Annotated in this window: 14 protein-coding genes, 1 tRNA gene and 1 pseudogene; 14 read left to right on the top strand and 2 right to left on the bottom strand. The window is 45.8% G+C overall.

All coding sequences use genetic code 11. The annotated features are described in order from the left end of the window. Window positions 1–40 precede the first annotated feature (40 nt). A complete protein-coding gene (locus tag TWT_RS03650) occupies window positions 41–1,372 on the bottom strand; it encodes a DNA recombination protein RmuC (protein WP_155105150.1) in 1,332 nt (443 codons plus the stop codon). A 67-nt stretch (window positions 1,373–1,439) separates the two neighbouring features. Between TWT_RS03650 and ychF the strand changes: the two genes are divergently transcribed. The 9 genes from ychF (at window position 1,440) to TWT_RS03605 (ending at window position 12,283) form a co-directional block, all read left to right on the top strand. Then, window positions 1,440–2,474: a redox-regulated ATPase YchF gene (gene ychF / locus TWT_RS03645; RefSeq protein ID WP_011096598.1), complete on the top strand. Its 1,035-nt coding sequence runs from the start codon at window positions 1,440–1,442 to the stop codon at window positions 2,472–2,474. Window positions 2,475–2,766: 292 nt separating this feature from the next. Next, on the top strand, window positions 2,767–3,831 hold the full coding sequence (gcvT, locus tag TWT_RS03640; RefSeq protein WP_237696839.1) for a glycine cleavage system aminomethyltransferase GcvT: 1,065 nt from the start codon (window positions 2,767–2,769) through the stop codon (window positions 3,829–3,831). 55 nt (window positions 3,832–3,886) lie between these two features. After that, window positions 3,887–4,252, top strand: coding sequence for a glycine cleavage system protein H (locus TWT_RS03635; protein WP_011096596.1), 366 nt, complete (start codon window positions 3,887–3,889; stop codon window positions 4,250–4,252). Between the two features lie 628 nt (window positions 4,253–4,880). Then, window positions 4,881–5,444 carry a 16S rRNA (guanine(966)-N(2))-methyltransferase RsmD gene (gene rsmD / locus TWT_RS03630; RefSeq protein ID WP_011096595.1) on the top strand — a complete coding sequence of 188 codons (564 nt, stop codon included), beginning with the start codon at window positions 4,881–4,883 and terminating at the stop codon, window positions 5,442–5,444. 72 nt (window positions 5,445–5,516) lie between these two features. After that, a complete protein-coding gene (gene glyA / locus TWT_RS03625; protein WP_011102700.1) occupies window positions 5,517–6,803 on the top strand; it encodes a serine hydroxymethyltransferase in 1,287 nt (428 codons plus the stop codon). A 172-nt stretch (window positions 6,804–6,975) separates the two neighbouring features. Next, window positions 6,976–7,863: a bifunctional 5,10-methylenetetrahydrofolate dehydrogenase/5,10-methenyltetrahydrofolate cyclohydrolase gene (locus tag TWT_RS03620; protein WP_011102699.1), complete on the top strand. Its 888-nt coding sequence runs from the start codon at window positions 6,976–6,978 to the stop codon at window positions 7,861–7,863. After that, complete coding sequence (locus TWT_RS03615; RefSeq protein WP_011102698.1) at window positions 7,864–9,162, top strand: aminotransferase class III-fold pyridoxal phosphate-dependent enzyme; 1,299 nt, start codon at window positions 7,864–7,866, stop codon at window positions 9,160–9,162. Between the two features lie 592 nt (window positions 9,163–9,754). Then, window positions 9,755–11,269 carry a histidine kinase N-terminal domain-containing protein gene (locus TWT_RS03610; RefSeq protein ID WP_011102697.1) on the top strand — a complete coding sequence of 505 codons (1,515 nt, stop codon included), beginning with the start codon at window positions 9,755–9,757 and terminating at the stop codon, window positions 11,267–11,269. A 270-nt stretch (window positions 11,270–11,539) separates the two neighbouring features. Then, window positions 11,540–12,283 carry a hypothetical protein gene (locus TWT_RS03605; RefSeq protein ID WP_044143945.1) on the top strand — a complete coding sequence of 248 codons (744 nt, stop codon included), beginning with the start codon at window positions 11,540–11,542 and terminating at the stop codon, window positions 12,281–12,283. A 22-nt stretch (window positions 12,284–12,305) separates the two neighbouring features. Here TWT_RS03605 and TWT_RS03600 read toward each other — a convergent pair whose 3' ends face one another. Continuing rightward, window positions 12,306–13,079, bottom strand: coding sequence for a ParA family protein (locus tag TWT_RS03600; RefSeq protein ID WP_011096589.1), 774 nt, complete (start codon window positions 13,077–13,079; stop codon window positions 12,306–12,308). A gap of 63 nt (window positions 13,080–13,142) precedes the next feature. On the opposite strand from TWT_RS03600, the gene TWT_RS03595 reads away from it, so the two are divergent. The 5 genes and pseudogenes from TWT_RS03595 (at window position 13,143) to TWT_RS03575 (ending at window position 22,049) form a co-directional block, all read left to right on the top strand. Further along, on the top strand, window positions 13,143–16,538 hold the full coding sequence (locus TWT_RS03595; protein ID WP_011102696.1) for a pyruvate carboxylase: 3,396 nt from the start codon (window positions 13,143–13,145) through the stop codon (window positions 16,536–16,538). Window positions 16,539–16,542: 4 nt separating this feature from the next. Then, entirely contained in the window at window positions 16,543–17,901 is a 1,359-nt protein-coding gene (locus tag TWT_RS03590) for a mycothione reductase (protein WP_011096587.1), read from the top strand. An 89-nt stretch (window positions 17,902–17,990) separates the two neighbouring features. Then, window positions 17,991–19,025, top strand: a complete 1,035-nt coding sequence (locus tag TWT_RS03585; RefSeq protein WP_011096586.1) for a S16 family serine protease — start codon at window positions 17,991–17,993, stop codon at window positions 19,023–19,025. 33 nt (window positions 19,026–19,058) lie between these two features. After that, window positions 19,059–21,936 (top strand): annotated as a pseudogene (locus tag TWT_RS05220) (UPF0182 family protein). 39 nt (window positions 21,937–21,975) lie between these two features. Then, a tRNA-Met gene (locus TWT_RS03575) sits at window positions 21,976–22,049 on the top strand. Window positions 22,050–22,088: the final 39 nt, after the last annotated feature.

Raw genomic sequence — 22,088 nt, 5'->3', positions numbered from 1 at the left:
ACCGGTCTTGTATTCCCGGTATCTTACTACCCCATTGTAGCTATATCAAGCTTGCGGGGCTTTCTTCTGCACCTAAGCTCATTCGTTGTGCTACGTATGGCTTTTGCTCAGTGTATTTATGGGCATCGTTTTTACGGGCATCGTTTTTACGGGCATCGTTTTTACGGGCATCGTTTTTAGCATCCAGTTTCGCAAATTGCCGCACAGCCTCAAATTTGCAATCTTGTAACTCAATCTCATTACCGAGCGTGTTTATCTTACCCAGTGTGCGGATTAAATTATTTTCAACAGCACCAACAGTTCTATTGAAATACATGATTGATTTATCTAGACTCTTTCCAAGTTCGGAAATATGCTGTGCAATACTTTTCACATTCGCTATTAGGCTTTCTCCGAGTCTCACTATCTCTTTTGCCGAGTGCGCGAGATTCTGCTGCGTACAGAGATATGTAATGGTCTGCACAACTGCCCAGAGATTGACCGGTGAAACAATCGCTATATTGCTTTTAAATGCGTATGAGAGAAGATCACTATCCTCTTCAACAGCGCTGCGCAAAAGCCCCTCTGTTGGTAAGAATAATAGTGTAAATTTTGGCCCGTCAATTTTGTTATGGTAGGCACGTTTGCCCAATTCTGCAATATGTTTCCTAACGGACTGCGCGTGCTTTTTTAAAAGCTTTTGGGTCTCAGATGTTGACTCGCAGTCAACAGAGGCCAAAAACGCATCAAGCGGCGCTTTTGCGTCGATTACTATCTCCAGTCCGCCCGGTGCATGTATTATGGCGTCGGGACGGTACCTGCTGTCGTCAAGAATTGGTTGTAGGTCATAATCCCTTCCGCGAATCATCCCAGAGTTTTGTAAAAGTTCTCTCAATCTTTGTTCACCCCATATTCCGGCATGTTTTGTGCCTCGCAGAGTTTCTGTTAGGGCCCGTGTGTCGACGCTGAGTTCCCGTGTTATCTTTCTATTGTCATCTAGTTCAGTGCGAGTTTCTTTTATCTGACTTTCCAGGCGAACCATGGTTTGTGTTTGTTCCTTTTTCAAAAGATCGAGGGTTTGAGTAAGTTGCTTCACACTTTCTTTTACAGGTGCCAGCTGGGTCTTTATTAGGCTTTCTTCTTCATTTTTTTGATTTTGAAGGTGCACAGTTTTGCTCAACTCTTTTAGGAGGTACTCTTTGTCTTTTTCAAGCTGGATCCCGTGCGCCCTCGCGGCAAGCAGCTCGGTTTTGAGCTGTATTACTTGATCTGATAACTCCTGATTCTTTTTACTCAAAAGACGGTTGCAGGACGACGTTTTACGTTCTGAAATTAAGACTGCGCCAATTAACGCGACGAGTAAGACGGTTAAGATAAACAGCCAAATATCCACAAAGGTATTTTTCCAGAAGGTTTCATGAAAGGTTGTATTACCGCTCTTTCGTTCTAGTATTTTACTGATGGGTCTTACTGTTGGAATTGTGGGTCTGCCTAATGTTGGCAAGTCCACCCTATTTAACGCACTAACGCGCGGAAAGGCTCTTGCAGCAAACTATCCTTTTGCAACGATAGAGCCAAATGTTGGAATTGCCCCCCTTGCAGATGCCCGGCTGGAAAAATTATCAACGATATTTGCTTCGGAAAAGATAATTTTTGCAACAGTTAGTTTCGTTGATATTGCAGGACTTGTTGAGGGCGCGAGTAGGGGTGAAGGTCTTGGAAGTAAGTTTTTGGCGAATATACGTGAAGTAGACGCTATAGCACATGTCGTGAGAGTGTTTTCTGATTCACAAGTTGTGCGTGCACAAGACACACTCGGTCCGGCTGCGGATGTTGACATAGTGAATACAGAACTTGCCTTGGCTGATATGCAGACCCTTGAGAAAGTACTTGCAAAAAAACATCCACAGCCAACTTCCTCGCAGCCTGACCGAGTGCAGCTACAAAAGGCTTATGATGCACTAGCGTCAAATCTTGTACCAGAGAAAATAAGCGGGTTAAATCTTTTGAGGGCAAAACCTGTTATTTATGTGATAAACGCTGATCAGGAAGTTCTGTCGGATACTGCAGCCCGTGCGCAGATTGAGTCTGCCTTTAGTCCATGCGTGTTTCTTGATGCTAAATTTGAATCTGACCTAGCGGAGCTTGATGACAAAACCGCACTTGAGTTGCGCGAACTTTCAGGTAACGAGTCATGTCTTGATACATTTGTTGCGGCGAGTTTTTCTGCCCTGCAACTTCAGACCTTTTTTACCGCTGGACCGAAGGAAGCAAGGGCATGGACCATAAAACAGCTAACAAAGGCCCCTCAGGCTGCGGGTGTTATACACAGTGATTTTGAAAAGAAGTTTATTAGGGCAGAAATTATTTCATGCACCGACCTGTTTGAATGCGGTTCAATGAATGCTGCGCGTGCCCTCGGCAAGGTCAGGCTTGAAGGAAGAGATTACGTCATGCATGATGGTGATGTTGTTGAGTTCCGTCACGCCGCGTGATTTGTGTGAAATTCTAAGTATTTGACTGCTTTTGCATTAACTGTCTGTCTGCCTAGCATTTTTGTTGCACAAAACACTGTCTAAAACACTATTTATACGCCAAGTAAACACGGTGACCCGTCCTCGCTTTGAACCTACTCTCAGTGTTTATTTTTCTCAGTGCTTAATTTTTCTTAATGGTTAATTCTTACTCTTCAATCTCACGATACTCTTCAGTCTCACACTTGCACCCCAGTCTATCCGTATCTTTCAGGAGTTCAACAGACATGTAGTACCCTAGTCAAGGATGGCCATGACTAGGGTATCTCCGCTTGATAACGAGCATAAAGCGCTTGGCGCGATTTTCACCTGTTTCGCGGGCTATAAGTTGCCAGTGCGGTACAAGTCTGATATTGCGGAACACACTGCTGTTCGCCAGGGTTGTGGAATATTTGATCTGTCACATATGGCAGAAATATTTGTTTCAGGTGTGAACGCAGGCCTGGAATTGGATATTGCTCTCACAGGGCACTTCTCTGATATGACTTGTGGGCGCGCAAAATACACGCTTATTTTGAATGAACAGGGCGGCATAGAGGATGATCTGATTGTCTACCGAATTGATGATAAAAATTACATGGTTGTTGCAAATGGGATAAATCGCAAGAAGGTGTTTTCTCTCTTGCGAGATAGAGTGCATACATCAGATATCAAGGATGAGACTGATTCGATATCTCTTGTAGCTGTGCAGGGCCCGGAATCTGAGAGTCTAATAAGAGATCTATTTCATGAATCCGGTAATTTACGCTATTTCTCCCACCGGTGTTATCCACACGGCGGAACGGATCGTTCCGAGAAATTAAGTTGTTCAATTGTTGCCCGAACGGGATACACAGGGGAAGATGGCTTTGAAATCTTTACCCCAAACGATAGCGTGGTATCTATTTGGCGAGCCCTCATAGAGCGAGGTGCGACTCCTTGCGGACTCGCTGCTCGCAATACCCTTCGAATAGAGGCGGGTATGCCTTTGTACGGCCACGAACTTCGGGCGGATTTAAATCCAGTGCAGGCAGGACTCGAGAGATTTATTTCGCCTCCGTGTATCGGTTGTGACAGAATAAATCATTCAGGTGATTTTCCCTTACTCGTTGGCTTATCTATCGACGGGCGCCGTGCTGCCCGTGAGGGATATACCATTTACAGCAGCTCTAATATCCCCGTTGGGACTGTTACAAGTGGATGTTTCTCTCCAACCTTGGGCTGCTCAATCGCTATGGCTTATGTTAAAGCTAAAGCGCGCAGTGCGCAACTTTATATTGATATTAGAGGCTCCATGACGCCATGTAAAGTTGTTCCCATGCCGTTTTATAGACGTTGAAGGTAAAGTACTAGTTCGAGTGTAATTTAGAGACGGCGGGATTTTTGGAGGCAGAGTGTTCGATGAAAGTGACCTGGTCTACAGCAAGGAACATGAGTGGGTTTTTATCGATGATGATATTGCCTGGGTTGGTATTACAAAATATGCCGTGAAAAAACTTGGCGATATTGTCTACATTGACCTTCCATCGCAAGATGCTCTTATAGTTCAGGGTGAGTGTGTTGGGGAAATTGAGTCAACTAAATCCGTCAGCGAAATATACTCGCCTGTTTCCGGAAGGGTTATAGCAGTTAATGAGGATGTTATTTCGTCCCCCGGATTATTGAACTCAGATTCCTCTGTGTGGCTTTTCAAAGCTGAGTGTGAAAATATTCCAGAATTGATGGACTGGGGCCAGTACAGCGAATACACGAAAGAATAGCCCCCTCCAGTCTCGGCTGGGCACTTGAAGATGTCAGATTTGCTGGATGCTTTTCACCTCTTTCTGATACATCGTTAGCCCAACCCCCTCAACCTGTAACACATGGAGTTATGGGGGGGTAACCCAAACCAGGCCATACAAACCCAACGCGGGGGCACTGTCACACTGTACTGTCACACTAACTATTACTGTCTATAAAAACTCATCATCATCTACCCAACGGACATGGACTGTAGTAACAGGGTAACCTGTAACGCATGGCGAGTTACAGGTTACCCGTCACCCACACAACCTGTAACCCCCGGTGTGCCACCTGTAACCCTTACATACAAGCCATACAGTACATCTTTTACTTATACTCTCACCCTTGCCATACGCATCCCATAACCTAACACAGATGCTGACGCTGTGTCATGGATAATACTGTGCCATGGATAACACTGTGCTGTGAATTACACTGTGACACAGATCAGTACCACAGCATCACTGATGTGTAGGTAACAATACCCAATGCACTAAGGATGACGTACACATTTACCGGGTTATACATAACATGTAACATCTGCACAACTTGGTTTACCTAACTACAGTTTCCAACTGGCCCAGCACGATACACTGAACTACCGTAATGAGAATTATTGCGGGGTTTGCAAAATCGATTAAGCTTGAGGCGCCAACCCGTGGAATACGCCCTACAACCGAGAGGGTGCGAGAGTCACTTATGTCAAGCCTTCAGGCAAGAATGCTGCTTGAAGACGCGGTTGTTATTGATTGCTTCGCTGGAACTGGTGCCCTTGGTTTAGAAGCCGTAAGCCGTGGCGCACGCGTTTTACACTTAATTGACAAATCCGCAAAAGCCTTCAAGGCTTGCAAGAAAAACGCCGATCGTGTCAAGGCATTTTGTGAGCATGCACAAATACATGTACACAAAGCAAATGTCACCACATTTCTCAAATCATCTCTGCAGCACACTACCCGCGCAAGTTTGGTGTTTTTGGACCCTCCGTATGACTATCCACCACACAAATTGGAAGAGGTGTTTATTCATCTCTTGCATTGGATTAACGAGGATACAGTTGTAATACTCGAGACTGATCGGGCAAATGGCACACCACCTGTCGGAGATGCTCTAAAGGTAACCGAACAAAAACAATACGGCCACAGCGTTGTCTGGTGGATGTCACAGCCCTGAGGCTTGATCACTTATTACAAAAGCTCACAAAACATGTGTGTAACTTCATAGCGGATGTAATAAACTTGCAAGGTGAATCACGGGGTGTATCAGAATCTTTTCATCGATTCTTTGGATTCTGTTGATCCACAAATCGCCGAAGTGCTTGATCTCGAACTCAGGCGACAGAGGGATTTTCTGGAGATGATCGCGAGTGAAAATTTTGTTCCACGCGCAATTCTGCAGGCACAGGGCTCTGTTCTAACTAATAAATACGCTGAAGGATATCCGCAAAACCGCTATTATGGGGGATGCGAATGCGTTGACCTTGCTGAGGATCTGGCAATCAGTCGCGTGCGCGACCTATTTGGTTCTGAGTTTGCAAATGTCCAGCCACACTCTGGATCTACGGCAAATGCTGCCGCACTGATGGCCCTTACAGAAGTTGGTAGCACGATTATGGGTCTTGAATTGGATCATGGGGGCCATTTAACCCATGGCATGCCTTTGAGCTTCTCCGGTAAACACTACAAGGCCGTGACTTATAGGCTTGACCCAAAAACATGTTTAATCGATATGGACTCAGTCCGCGACCTTGCCCTGAGGCATAGGCCCAGTGTTATTATCGCCGGATGGTCAGCCTATGTACGTCATCTTGATTTTGAAGCTTTCAGAAGCATAGCTGATGAAGTTGGTGCCAGGCTGTGGGTTGATATGGCACACTTTGCTGGCCTTGTAGCGGCAGGACTTTATCCTTCCCCCATACCGTGGGCGGATGTTGTTACCAGTACTACACACAAAACCCTTGCCGGCCCCCGAGGTGGCTTTATACTCGCCAAAAAAGAGTTTGGTAAAGCGATCAACACGGCTGTTTTTCCGGGGCAGCAAGGTGGGCCATTAATGCATGTTATCGCAGCAAAGGCAGTTGCCTTCAAGGTTGCCGCATCAGAAGGATTTCGTGAGAGACAAAGGATTACTATTGAAGCTGCTCGAACCGTAGCCAAGCGAATAGGGGAGGATTACAGGCTACGAGATAGAGGTATCGATATTTTGACAGGAGGAACTGATGTCCATATGGTCCTTGTTGACATGAGAAAGTCTGACATGGATGGCCTGACAGGACAAAACCTTCTTCACGAGGTTGGTGTAACGGTTAATCGGAATTCGATGCCTTATGACAAAAGGCCACCAAGAATAACCAGTGGTATTAGGATAGGAACACCCGCCCTTGTAACACGTGGGCTTTCCCTGGATGAATTCGATGAGGTTGCCGATATTATCTCTAATGCTTTGCTCACGATTGATCTTCCGAAGCAAAAACAGAGGGCGCTCAGGATAGCTCGGACACATCCCGTTTACGAAGGCCTAAGGCAATATTGACTTCTGATTTTCTTTACACACCTGCAGTGTTTTGCTTCTGCCTCGCATGTCTCATGCACTGATGATAAAAATGCGCACCCTAGACTTGCATTATCCCGTAGCATTATCTCTTTATCTGTAGGCCTTGCTGTTCAGCCAACTTGACAATCCCAACACGATACACTGAAATACAGTGGTAGCAAAAGTGCTTGATGGACTCGCAGTGTCGGCCGGTATATTTGAGCGGCTACACAGAGCGTGTTGCGAGCTGGAGAATAATGGGGTTTGTCCAAAACTTGCAACTGTCTTGGTTGGCAATAACCCGGCATCACGCTCATATGTGCTCAGTAAGCATAGGGATTGTAAAAATATAGGAATCCAATCAACACTCATTGAGCTTCCTGCAAATACGTCTGAAAAGGAACTTATATCAAAAGTAGAAATTTTAAACGCATCAAGCGATGTATCAGGGATAATAGTCCAACTGCCCCTGCCGGAGAGTATAGATCAAAATAAAGTCATAGAAGCAATTAATCCCGATAAGGATGCTGACGGGTTACATCCACTCAATTTGGGGTATCTTGTTACAGGCAAACAGGGTATTGTGCCCTGCACTCCTGCGGGTATTGTAAAACTACTCGAAGCTCACAGAATAACCCTTGAGGGAAAAACAATTGCTGTTATAGGACGGGGAACAACCGTCGGTAGGCCACTTGGCATTTTACTTTCAGGAAAAGGGGTAAATGCAACAGTTATAAATATCCATTCCCGCAGCAGGAATATTTCGGGTTTATCAAGGATTGCCGATGTGGTGGTCGCTTGTGCAGGGGTCAAGCATATTGTCGAACCATCATGGATAAAACCCGGTGCGGTGGTTGTGGATGTTGGAATAAATCAGTCAGGAGTGAGCAGCTCGGGGAAAATGATACTAACCGGCGACGTCCATCCGCTCACAAAGAATATTGCAAGCTATATCTCACCCGTAGTAGGTGGGGTTGGGCCAATGACCCGTGCAATGCTTATGTCAAATGTTATAAACCTCTCAGAGAGAGATTTCAGAAAAAGGTTGTATGCTTCATAGGTGAGTAAGATAAAGCTTGTAACCGCGATACCCGGCCCTGAATCAGAGAGGCTACACAGGATGAGGCAGGCCACTGTTGCAAGGGGTGTGTCGTCCACTTTCCCGATATATATCAAGGAGTCACACGGCTCAATCCTCATTGATGAAGACGGAAATCACCTGATAGATATGGGATGTGGGATTGGTGTAACCACGCTGGGTCACAGCCATCCCGCCGTTGTGGATGCCGCGCGTGCTCAAATAAATAGTGTCTGGCACACTCTGTTTTCTATCACGCCTTACGAGTCGTATGTAGAGGTTTGTAAATTACTTGCTAAAAACACCCCGGGTGATTTCCCAAAAAAGAGTTTGCTGTTGAATTCGGGAGCTGAGGCGGTGGAAAATGCTGTCAAAATTTCCAGGGCATACACAGGTCGTCCAACCGTTGCTGTCTTGGATAGATCATTTCATGGTCGGACTAATCTAACTTCGTCAATGACTTATAGAGGCTCTCTGTATTCATCTGACTTTGGCCCTACAGCGAGCAATATAGTAAGCGCCCCGAATTCGTACCCGTTGCATGACAGGCTTTCAGGAAAAGAGGCCGCCGCAAGGACCATTTCATATCTGGAAACACGGGTTGCCGCAAGGAATATTGCTTGCTTATTCTACGAGCCGATACAGGGTGAAGGTGGGGTTATCGTCCCGGCTGATGGATTCTTACCAGCGCTACAGGATTGGTGCCGCGAAAACGATATTGTATTTGTCGCTGACGAGATCCAGTCGGGTTTTGGCAGAACGGGTTGTTTTTTTGCATCAGAGACGGACGGACTTGAACCAGATATTGTGTGTTCGGCTAAGGGTATTGCAAACGGCCTGCCTCTTTCGGCTGTGACGGGACGCAGTGATATCGTTGATGCCGCGCGCCCCGGTACTCTTGGGGGTACTTTCACAGGAAATCATGTGTCATGCGCTGCTGCACTAGAGGTTTTTGAGCAATATAAGGACAATGCACCTCTGGATTCTGCTTCGCGTCTTGGTGACATCCTAAAGGAGCTTTTATTGAATCTTCAGTCAAAGCACCCTCAAATTGCCGAGGTAAGAGGTCGTGGCGCCATGTTTGGTGCCGAGTTTTCGGGAAACCACGCTGGGGAAATGGTCTCACGTGTTATAACTCGTGCTGCGGAGCTTGGCGTAATTTTTTTATCCTCCGGCGTCGAGGGGAATGTTGTGAGGTTTCTTCCTAATGTTTTTATGGATAAAGAAACGATTGAAGAGGCGATCGGTGTCCTTGATTCAGCAATCTCAAGTGTTGTTTAGTGCTCCGAAGTATAAGTACTCCAATTAGATATATCCCTGGCAAGACTTTCGTGTTTGCTATGAAAAAGAACGCTTCCGGTAACACGCGCCGAAGAATGCGCGGTACCCTCTGTGTCACGGTACCCTCTGTGTTATGAGATAGCTATCACCCAGCTACTCCAATGCCCTGTGTGGCATACTCATCTTATGTACATACTTTCCACCAAAGCGGCCTGTGTATGTACCAGTGGTGTGGCATGGCCCGAGCACGCCTGGCCCAAATGGCAATGAAACACTACCAATAGCACATGTGTTAGGTAACACATACACGGTCATAATATGCCTATGCTCGGTAATATGCTTATGCCCAGGGTATCGTCACATTCTTATATCCAATATGCGTACCAAGCGACATGACGGCAAGTGACACCACCAAGCTTTAATGCTGTGACTATAAATGCCAGCGCTCTTGACACACCCAACCGATGTACTAATGATGTATGATGCGCGCGGCGTGACTCAGGTTATACCCCACACGTAACATCTGCGCAACTTTGCTTACCCACGCAGTAAGGATCATATTCAACTGCCTCAACACGATACACTGAGGTGTATGCCACTTCCTGATAATTTGTCCAAGGAGTGCAAGCTAGGTAAGCTCGAGGCTGAGTGGATAGGTCTTATCCTGAACGAGGGTAATCTCCTTGCCGGCCTTGCAAATTCTGATGTGATCTTTTGGCTCTACAAACCTAATGGTCAATTTATTTCAGTCGAGCATATAAGACCTCAGGGTGTATTTACCTTATTTCACAGAGATTTCGTCGGAAAAACCTGTCCAGAGACATGGGCAGGTGCCCTGAAGAAAGCCTATAGTTCTTGCAAAATGATTGATCTTGTTGAAAGCACAGACTATGGCCCTGTAAAAATTGTTGTTACCCCTGTAAAAATGAATTACTTAGGCAGAGAAAAAAAGATAGTTCCCTTTGTGGTGACAAGCCATGGTGTTATAAGTGATTTTAATCAGAGTATTCAGTATGTTTACACGGAATGTGCACAGGAATTGTTTGGAATGCTTACCCGCGGCGATTTTCCCAGATCAGACTTTCCGATCGGTTCTCACTTTGGCCTTCCAAGGCCCAATGACGGGCTTATACGACTCAATCAGGATGGCGATGTTATACACGCCAGCCCTAAGGCTGTGTCGGTCTTCAAAACACTTGGCATTCTGAATGAGATTGAAGGTGAGAATCTATCAAAGTTGGTTCTGAGTCTTGTTGAGGATAATTTCAAAACAGATGAGGCGCTTCCACTTGTTGTTTCAGGAAGAGCAGATTGGATTTCTGAGATCCAGGTAAGTGGAGCAAATGTTGTTTTCCGGTCAGTGCCAATCCGTGATGGAAATCGAAGAAATGGCGCAATTGTCCTTTGTAGAGATGTAACCGCTCAGAGGTTTCAGCACACCCAATTGATGACCCGCGATGCCACAATCCGCGAAATTCATCACAGAATCAAAAACAGCCTCCAAACAGTTGCTTCAATCCTTCGCTTACAATCCAGGCGGAGTGATTCAGAAATTGTCCGTGCCGAATTTGCCGATGCGGTACGCAGGATCCTCGGCGTTTCTGAAGTACATGATGCTCTTTCAAGGGATCTTAGTGAGAATCTAAATTTTGACGATTTTTTCCCGAAGCTTGTCAAGCTAATAATAAGCCTGGCAGAACTAGACAAAAATGGTATAGACCTCAGAATAAAAGGGAGGTTCGGCTTTCTTGACAGCAAGTATGCTGTTCCACTTATGCTTGTCCTGACGGAATTGGTGGCAAACGCTGTAGAGCACGGCTTTTCTGGCACACATGATCAGCTCGTTATCTACGGGCAGCGGACAGATGATGCTATGCATGTGCTTGTGTCAGATAATGGGGTTGGAATAGATCTATCCCGTCTCGGTAAGGGCCTGGGGACTAGAATTGTAAATTCCATAGTTGATGCTGAATTTTCTGGGCGGATCTCATGGCATAGAAATCCGTACACTTCTGATATACCTGAGGTGTCTGATTTACTGCCAGCTCGAGGAACAACGGTCACCCTGAGCATCCCATTTGGGCAATTGACGAGAAGTACAATCTAATGCTGCCGAGTGCCCTGACCCCTTCAGTTGGTTTGCAGATTACCCTGAATACTGGCGTGGCACTAACTGTCTGTCAGTCAAGCATGCAACCAGTGCTGTAACGCAGTCTGGCCCAGATTGCAAAGGTCGACCCTGTCCGTCGTGCCACCCAGGAATCTCCCCCAGACTAACTCAAACACAATCATGTATATCACCTAATACACCACAGTGATATACACCCATCTAACCCCCGTGTTACAATCAACCCGTAACAGGTCAAAGGAGATAACAATGACTGAGGATGCAATCAAACAGTCAACCCCACCTGTCTTTACCCTTTTCACCTATCTCTTTCTCCTTACAAGACCACATAAGAGAAGACTGTTCATGGCAGGATTAGTTAGGAAGCACAATAATCCACCCAGAGCCGTCTATGCAGCTGTATTTTGCGTCGCTTCTGCGGCAGTATTTTTATTGTTTATACTCTTGTTTTCTATATTTTTCCTATTTGGCGTAGACCGGCGCTACTACACCATAGATGAATCGTCTGGCATCATGTTCCCCTTTTTCTTGTATTCGTCTATTTTGTCTTTCGCGATTCTATTTCCATATGCGAGTGGGTTTTATGGTGATAAACGATCCTTCCTCCTCCGCTACTCCTATTACTCACAAACCCCCTCTTTCCAAAACCCAACCAAACGCAGACAAATCCTCCTGCTTGACACTGTTACAAGATATGGAACACGGTGGACTAAAGGTGACCTACTTATGCTTGCTTTACTGCCTGTGATGTTTTTTTTACTCTGGCTTAACTCGACCTTTTTACCCGGATTCTCTACCGTCTTTTACACTCAGAGTACGGTTTTTCTATTATTAGTTATTCTTATCTACTGCCTTTGGCTATTTGGTTACAATTCTCCCCCTATCCGCAAACTCCTCTATAACCTACATATAAGAAGACATGGACCAATACCAAAGGAACTAACAGATATAGTTACCCAAGCCTATGAGATATATCCACAGGTAACTACATAAGCTTTAGTTATGTACTGCATAACTAACCGACAGGTGCACCCTTTAGGGTCTTATCAAGTAATTGATCGAACCTCTTAGCAAAATCCTCTGCATGCTCATTAGGCCATGAATGTATCGGGAGACAGGCACCCTGTGCCTGCTGAACGGTACTTCTCTCTGGTAAATACGGACTCAAAGCCAAAACACCGAACATATCTTTGAGCTCTCGGAGGCGGAATTGATGCTCAGACACCTTTGGGTAAACACGGTTGACAATAATGCCAAGAGGTTGCAACCTGGGCGAAATGCCGTATCGAAGATCGTTGATTGCCCGCAGTGCTCTGTCAACCGCTGAAATTGCAAACAACCCAGGTTCTGTTACTATGGCAATTTTGTCACTTGCGGCCCATGCAATGCGTGTCAGGGCTCCGAGTGATGGATTGCAATCAATCAGGACAAGATCATATTCCGTCTCGACAATACTCAAAGCTTCTTCAAGCACCCAGATTTGATCAACAGTTAACTGTGGCGTGTCGTAGTTTACAGACAACGGAGAGCCAACCAACACATCAAGCGTCTTTGCTCCGGCCCAGGATGTCGCGCAAATTGCATCTGTCACTTTGCGCGGCTTTTCGAGTACGTCCGTTATAGAACAGCTTCCCAGGCTAACCCCAAGACCCGTCGAAGCATCTGCCTGAGGATCGCAGTCAACAACGAGAGTTTTTATACCACGATGCAAAGCAGAGGAGGCAAGACCGAGACAAACAGTCGTCTTGCCTACCCCACCCTTCAGCGAGCTAATGCTTACAACATACACTTATACAATCCAACAACACAGATTTGGTAAAACTCCAGAATGCTTTGAGGATATCATCTAGAAGTGTTTAAAAAGATTCTCATAGCAAACCGCGGTGAAATAGCGATCCGTATCTCCAGAGCCGCATTTGAGCGGCAGATACAAACGGTTGCGATATATGCCCATGAGGATCGTAATAGTCTACACAGACTAAAAGCTGATGAAGCCTATCAAATAGGGCAAGTTGGCAGCCCTGTTGCGGCTTATCTTGATGTTCACGAGATTATTCGTGTGGCACTTATGTCAAACTCTGATGCAATTCATCCGGGATATGGATTCTTATCAGAAAGCTATCTCCTTGCCGATGAAGCCGAAAAGAACGGAATAACTTTTATAGGCCCACCAAAGGATGTCCTAAAAAGTGCAGGGGATAAGGTTCTGGCAAAACATATGGCGCAGGCAGCAGGCTTGCCAACCCTGAGATCCAGCACCGCAAGTAGCAATTATGACGAGTTACTCCGTGAGGCTGAATTATTTGAATATCCGATTTTTGTCAAGGCTGCGAGTGGCGGTGGTGGCCGTGGAATGCGCATTGTCGAGAACAGGACGGCCTTAAAGAACTCTCTTGAGAGTGCGATTCAAGAAGCGGCGGCATCATTTGGTGACCCGCGCGTTTTCCTGGAAACAGCTTTGGACAAACCCCGTCATATAGAAGTTCAGGTTTTGGCAGACAAATTCGGTAACATTGTGCACTTGTTTGAGAGGGATTGCTCGCTGCAAAGGCGACATCAAAAAGTTATTGAGATTGCTCCCGCTCCAAATATTCCAGAATTACTCAGAACCACTCTCTATCGTGATGCAATTGCATTTGCAAAAAGTGTGAAGTATGAAAATGCAGGCACAGTTGAATTTCTTGTTGACTCAAAGATGAATCATTACTTCATTGAAATGAACCCCAGGATTCAGGTTGAGCATACTGTTACCGAAGAAATAACCGATATTGATATAGTTCAGAGTCAAATTCTTATTGCCGCCGGTGCCAGCCTTGACGATATTGGACTTGTTCAAGACAAAATAGAACGAAGGGGTTTTGCACTGCAATGCAGAATTACAACAGAAGATCCCCATGCAAACTTTAGACCGGACACTGGGCGTATAACCTCTTATCAATCTCCCGGCGGCGCGGGGATTCGTCTTGATGCCAGTGCTGTAAATCCAGGGGTAGAGATAACACCTTATTTTGACTCGATGCTTGTCAAAATGACTTGCCGAGGCAATAGCTTTGCGGATGCAACAAACAGAGCTCGTAGAGGTCTTGCCGAGTTTAGAGTTGGTGGCGTTGCAACAAATATCTCCTTCTTACGCACATTGCTTGATAGCAGTAATTTTCTGAATGCAGATTTTGACACAACATTTATAGAGAAGAATGGATATTTACTACAACAATCTTTTTTGCTTGATAAGCATGATAGGTTGGTGTCTTACCTGGGACATGTAACAGTAAATAAACCGTACGGAGATCGCCCAGAGCTTGTTGACCCGTGTTCCAAAATTGCCAACTTTTTACCTGACTCATCTGAGGTCAAGAAAAGTGTGGAGGGAAGCAGAGATGTTCTTTTACGCCTTGGACCCCAAGGGTTTGCAAAATGGCTTTTATGCCGCAAGGGTTTAGCTGTAACTGATACAACATTTCGTGATGCACATCAATCCCTCCTGGCAACCCGGGTTAGAACAATAGATCTCTCCCGCGCCGCTGAGTGCACATCTGCCGCTTTGCCTGAACTGTTTTCTATGGAGGTCTGGGGTGGTGCTACATATGATGTAGCTCTTCGTTTTTTGTATGAAGATCCATGGGAGAGACTTTCAAAAATACGTGAAAAGGTCGGAAGCATATGTCTGCAGATGCTTCTTCGAGGGCGCAACACGGTTGGATATACCCCTTACCCAGACCAGGTTACTCGCGCTTTTGTAGACGAGGCATCGGACTTGGGGATTGATATATTCCGTATATTTGATGCGCTAAATGATGTAGACCAGATGCGCATAGCTATAGATGCGGTACAACAGACGAACAGCGTTGCCGAAGTGGCAATCTGTTATACAGGTGACCTCCTTGATAAGCGTGAAACAGTGTACACAATTGACTATTATCTCGAGATAGCCAAGAAAATTGTTGATGCGGGTGCGCATATTTTAGCTATAAAAGATATGGCCGGCGTCCTGCGCCCTCGCGCTGCGACACTTCTCGTAAGCGCCCTGAAAAGGGAATTTGCCCTTCCGGTTCATTTACACACACACGATACTCCTGGAGGACAGCTTGCTACCCTTTTGGCGGCTGCGGATTCGGGTGTCGATGCGGTAGATGTTGCCAGTGGCCCCATGTCTGGCACAACCAGTCAACCCTCCATGTCGTCCCTTGTTGCCGCCACAGATAATACAGAGCATGAAACAGGCCTTTCCCTGAGTCGTGTGAATGAATTGGAGCCATACTGGGAAGCGGTGCGCCGGCTGTATGTTCCTTTTGAATCTGGTTTACTATCCCCAACAGGTCGCGTATACATCCATGAAATTCCCGGAGGTCAGCTCTCTAATCTAAAACAACAGGCAATTGCACTAGGACTTTCTGATCGATTTGAGATTATTGAGGAAATGTATGCCTATGTCAACACACTCTTTGGGCGTATACCAAAAGTTACCCCCTCCTCCAAGGTCGTTGGGGATTTGGCGCTTTATTTGGCTTCTGTCAATCCCGATTTGGGTGATTTTGAAATGAATCCGAAAAAATATGATATCCCGGATTCTGTTATTTCTTTTTTAGCCGGCGAACTGGGCACTCCTCCAGCTGGTTGGCCCGATTTTAGAGACCGGGTACTGGCCGAAAGAGAAATTAGCATTGAACAACACCCACTGAGCAGTGATGATTCAAAGAATCTTGCCACCTCGGGCAAAATACGGCAGCAAACCCTAAGTAAACTACTTTTCCCAGAACCTTACCGCGCATTTGAAGCAAATAGGGCGGAATACGGCGACCTATCAATCTTGAGGAGTGAAGAGTTTTTCTATGGACTTGATTTTGGCATTGAGTACAAAATAGCCGTTTCTTCATCAGTTGGCATCCTTGTGCGTCTTGAGGCAATCGGCGGAGTTGATAGCAAGGGTGAACGATCGCTTGTACTATCAGTCAATGGTGAACTGCGCCCCATACAGGTAAGGGATGAATCTGCCAATGTCGAGGTCTCCCGCGCAGAAAAAGCCGACCCGAATAACCCGGGTCATATTGCCTCCCCTTTTGCTGGGCAGGTTACAATTAAGGTCGACGTTGGCGATGAGGTTGTTTCCGGACAGGCTGTTGCGATACTTGAAGCTATGAAGATGACCACTGTGGTCAATGCGCCAGTCTCCGGGCAGGTTATTCGCATTTCAATTCCACCGGGTCGTCAGGTGGATATTGGCGATCTGATTATGGAAATAAGGGTCTGAAACATTGGAAGAATACGATCTAATCGTTGTTGGTGCTGGCAGTGGTAACAGTATTCTTGATCAGCGTTTTGATTCCCTTAAAATCGCCCTTCTCGATGATGGTGCGCATTTTGGAGGGACATGCCTAAATTACGGGTGTATTCCGACAAAAATGCTTCTCCGTCCTGCTACCCTGGCGTATCAGGCTAAGCATGCTTCAAAACTTGGGGTTCATTTTTCAGATCCGCGAATTGATTGGCAAAAAATCCGCTCTAGGACTTTTTCAACAACTGACGATATTAGCGCAGCGGGTCTCGAATATCGCCTTGGGTGTAGCAATATAGATGTTTATCGAGAATCCTATTTTTTTATTGATCAAAGAACGTTGCAAAGTTCCTCTGGACATAGGATTAGTGGGGAGAAAATTGTAATCGCAGCGGGCTCAAGGCCTAGGCTGTTTGGAATAGAACCTGATAACCGACTGATCTATACTTCGGCGGAGATTATGCGAATTGAGCAATTGCCGGAGTCACTTGTTATTCTTGGCGGCGGAGTTGTTGCGGTCGAAATGGCAACCTTCTTTTCTGGATATGGTGTTGATACTACAACTGTTAATCGCTCTGAGTTTTTGTTATCTAGCTTCGATACAGAAGTTGCAAAAAGCCTTACAGCGCAGGTTCCGTGGAAGCATATAGGACAGGAGAGGGTGCAAAATGTTAGCAAAAAAGATAGTTCTGTTGAGATAGAACTTTCATCGGGCACGCGTCTTTTGGCTCAAGCACTTCTGCTGGCACAGGGCAGGGTGTCCAATGCCGACAAATTGCGTTGCCGTGATGTTGGATTTGATATTCACAGTGATGGGCGCCTGAAAACTGATAAGTACCAGAGGGTTCTGGCCGACAATCGCCCGCTTGATAATGTTTTTGCACTAGGTGATGTCTCTGACCCCAATCAGCTAAAGCATATTGCAAACCACCAAGCTCGCATTGTTGGGCATAATTTGCTGAATGGAGACATGTTGGCATCTGATCTTGTGCCACCTGCTGCTGCTGTTTTCAGCGAACCGCAGGTGGCATGGGTTGGTACTTTTCCAAATAATTCAATAGTTGTTAGGGGGAATTATTCAGATACAGCATATGGATGGGCATTCGGTTTAAGGCCAGATGACGCATTTGTGAAGCTTTTTATTGATAAATCGGGTGTGCTGAATGGTGCTTTTGTAATCGGCCCAGAGGCAAGTATCATTATCCAGCCGCTTATTCAGGCGGTTAGCCTGAATTTGAAGGTTCAGGGGCTTGCCCGGTCACAGTATTGGCCCCATCCGGCCGGGACTGAAGTTGTTGAAAATGCTCTACTCAAAGCTGAAGAATTCCTCCGTGCATAAAAAGGGGTATTGGTTGTATTTTTTCATATGCTTGAGTATCCGTATATATGTGCATCCCACGAAATAATGAGATTGGCTTTGAGGTACTGATGCATTGCGGTTTACGTTCTAAGCGCTTCAGAATTGGATTGTTGTTTTTATTTTTGAGCTGCACCCTCGCTGGGCTTTTAGGGCTGGCTCCAAGCGGTATGTTAATAGAGCAACCAGGACCCATTCTGCCACTGGTCGGCTTTGGTGATAAAGATGTTGTAAAGAACAAAAATCTAAAAACAAAAACAGGTAAGCTAATCGGTCTCTCCGTGTTATTGGTTGGCACTCCTGAGGCACGGCTGCCCGTTGCTTATGTGGCACTTAGCATGTTTGATAGACACCTGAATATAGTTCCATTAGATGAGGTATATCCCCCCGGAACAAGCGCAGAACATTTTGGGCAGGTACAGGGATATCTGATGCACACTTCTCGTGATACAGCTGTTCTGACTGCTATGCAGAGACTTGGCATTCCCGTTCTAAAGAGAGTTGTTATTCGCCGCGTTTGGAAAGGTATGGCGTCTGAAGGCAAGTTATTTATGGGAGACGAGATTCTATCAGTTGATAACAAGCCAGTTCCGTCGCTTGAAGTGCTAAGGGGTGCCATTCAGAATAGACCTCTCAAGCTCGAGATCCTGCGTTCCGGACGTGTTGTGCTCATCGAGCTTATTCCAAGGGTTGACGGAGATAGGGCACTTCTCGGGATTGATGTTTTTGAGAAGCCTGTTTCTAAAACTAGTATTGAGTTTGTAGATGGTGATGTTGGTGGACAAAGTGCTGGATTGATGTTTGCCATTGCTTCGTATGAATTACTCTCAGGTCAAGGAATAACTGATGGTTTGTACATTTCCGGTACAGGCGCTTTGCATCCTGATGGGCGCGTGTTAGAAATAGCCGGTTCTGTGCAAAAAATGTGGGCAGCTTACCGTGCAGGTTCTCGGATTATGCTTTTGCCAAGAGAAAATTGTCCAGAGATCCGCTCTGTGGCACCGCACGATATGTTTGCTTATTCTGTTAGTAGTTTTGACGAGGCCATCAGTACTATAAAAAATTTGAAGGTCGGTAAAAAGGAATTGAAGAATCGCTGCGCGTAACTTGCGCATGCGGTATACAGCATACGAGGTGATATGAACATTAAACTGCGTTTCCCGCGCTCGAGTCTCGCAATAGCGATTCTGTCGGTGGTTGCTTTTCTGGTGCTTATTGCGCTTACTGCCTTCTTCTTGGTTCACTTCTATTCGGAATATCTCTGGTACGATCAGCTCGGATTTACCGGGGTAATCGTTACCCAATGGGCTGCTATTTTTGTTGTATTTTGCCTGGCATTCGTGTTCGTATCCATTTTTTTGTGGCTTTGTATGTTCTCTGCACACAAGTTTCGCCCACGCTATACAAGCCTTAGTTCGGTACTTAGTCATTATCAGAAGGTAATAGACCCTATTAGAAAAATTGTTGTTTTGCTTGTAAGCCTTGGGCTTGGTGCCGTTGCCGGAATATTTGCTGCCTCGCGTTGGGATATTGTTTTGGCGTGGCTCAACAAGGTGCCAACCGGGAAATCAGATCCTATTTTTCATAATGATATTTCTTTTTACTTTTTTGATCTTCCCTTTTATAGACGTTTGTTGTTTTTTCTGCTTGTCACTTTTGTTCTGGGTGGCATTTTGTCAATTCTTATATCGGTTGTTTACGGTGCGCTTCGTGTTGACGGAAAAGAAATATGGCTCTCAAAAGGTGCTAGAGTTCAGTACGCTGTTCTTGCCGCAGGGATTTTTGTATTACTCGGGTTGGAATTCTGGCTAAATAGATTTGATACCCTTTTGTCCGATAGGTCGGGCCTTATAACCGGTGCTGCTTATGTTGAGGTAAATGCCCTGATTCCGGGCTTTGCAGTTTTGGCACTTGTGGCGCTGGGTGTGGCTTTGCTTTTCTGCATAACAGCCTTTACTTCGAGGTGGCGATTGCCCATTATCGGCGTTGCGCTTGCCGTTGTTTCAGCCCTTGTTGTTATAACAGCCCTACCCTGGGGTGTTCAGCGTTTTCATGTTGACCCGAATGCCCGCGTTCTTGAATCTGAATATATAAAACGCAATATTGAGAGCACTCGGTTTGCCTATGGCATAGATAAAACACATGAAGTGTTGTACTCTGCAAAAACAGATGTAAAACCCGGTCAGTTACGTAATGACGCGCATACAACAGCTAGCATACGTATTCTTGATCCGGGACTTGTTAGCAGAGCCTTTGGGCAGCTTCAGCAATTCAGGCAGTACTATACATTCGGTGACGACCTCTCAGTTGATCGCTATCACCTGGGCGGTGAGACACGGGATGCGGTTGTTGCGCTAAGAGAACTCAGCCTCAGCGGCCTTGGGTCGGGTAATACCTGGGTTAACCAGGCTTTGGTATATACACACGGATACGGCCTTGTTGCAGCCTATGGTAATGACCGTACCCCAGATGGGGAGCCAAAGTTTTTTGAGTCAGGTATCCCAACAACCGGGACTTTTGGGAAAATACGAACCAAGAATATATTTCGGCCGAAAGTCTCCACCTTATTCCATTGTTGGTGCCCCGTCTGGCGCCGCGCCTTTTGAATTCGATTATCCTTCAAGTTCTGGCGGTGAGTCGTATACGACTTTCAAAGGTAGCGGTGGACCTAAGCTTGATAGCTTTTTGAAAAGGCTTATTTATGCCATGAAATTTGGCTCAGAACAGATTCTTTTATCAAGCCAGGTTGGTGATTATTCCCAGATACTTTATGACCGTGATCCGATAAAAAGGGTTGGAAAGGTCGCACCGTGGCTCCGTCTTGACAGAAATCCGTATCCGTCTGTAGTTGATGGCAGAATTGTATGGATAGTTGACGGGTATACAACTTCAGATCAATTTCCGTACTCGGATTTGAATTCCTTTACAACCCTCAGTCAAGACAGCCAGAGTCTTCCTGCCCTTGTCAATGGGTCTGACAGTATAAATTACATTCGCAATTCTGTTAAGGCAACTGTTGATGCATATAGTGGTCAGGTGAAACTATACGCCTGGGATCCAAATGACCCAATTTTGAAAGTGTGGGAAAAAGTATTTCCCGGCACCCTGCACCCCATAAAAGAAATATCTGGGGATTTAATGAGTCATGTTCGTTATCCTCTTGAGTTATTCAATATTCAAAGACAGATTCTTGCTCGTTACCATGTAACAGATCCCGGTGTTTTTTTTAGCCACGAAGATGCGTGGGGGATTCCAATTGATCCTCAGAAGTCAGAGCCTGTTATGCAGTCAACAGGGCAAAGGAGGTCTAGAACAGTTTTTTCTGTCGCCCAGCCGCCATACTATCTGACAATGAGAATGCCCGGGCAAAATCTTGCTGCTTATTCTATTTACTCTGTTTTTATCCCAAAAAGCACCGGTGAGAATTCTCGCAGTGTTTTGACAGGATATCTTTCGGCTAATTCTGATGCTGGCAATATCCCAGGGCAGATTTCCCCAGATTATGGCAAGTTGACTCTTTTGCGTTTATCAAAAGATCAAACAGTTCCTGGTCCTGGCCAGATACAGAACGCGTTTGACTCTGACCCAAAGGTCGGTAATCAGCTGAATATTTTGCGACAGGGTGGCCAAACCAGAGTTTTGCCGGGCAATCTTCTTACCCTGCCCGTTGGTGGCGGCTTTCTGTATGTCCAGCCTGTTTATGTTCAGTCCACAGGTTCAACAAGCTATACACTTTTGCAAAAAGTTCTTGCTGCGTTTGGGAACAAGATTGCATTTGAAAGCACGTTAAACCAGGCTCTTGATTCACTTTTTGCGGGAAATTCTGGCGCTTCGAATTCCGGCACTTCCGATATATCAATACACCCTCCGCCACATTCTGATTTGATCGCCCAAATTAAGGCGGCGCTGCGCGAAAAAGTCGATGCGCTAACAAATAAGGATCTTGTAAAGTATGCTCAGGCAGATAGCAAGTTAAATGAGCTTCTTTCTAGGTATCTTGATGCGAATCGCGGGTAATTTTTGAATTAGGGCTTTTGCTATACTTTACTTGTTTGCCGCGGGGTGGAGCAGTTCGGTAGCTCGCTGGGCTCATAACCCAGAGGTCGCAGGTTCAAATCCTGCCCCCGCAACTTTCGCGGCGTTTTTGGAACTTCCTTTCGGGGTTCTCT

It is taken from the genome of Tropheryma whipplei str. Twist (assembly GCF_000007485.1).
Classification (GTDB): domain Bacteria; phylum Actinomycetota; class Actinomycetes; order Actinomycetales; family Microbacteriaceae; genus Tropheryma; species Tropheryma whipplei.
This window is presented reverse-complemented; position numbering and strand designations above follow the sequence as displayed.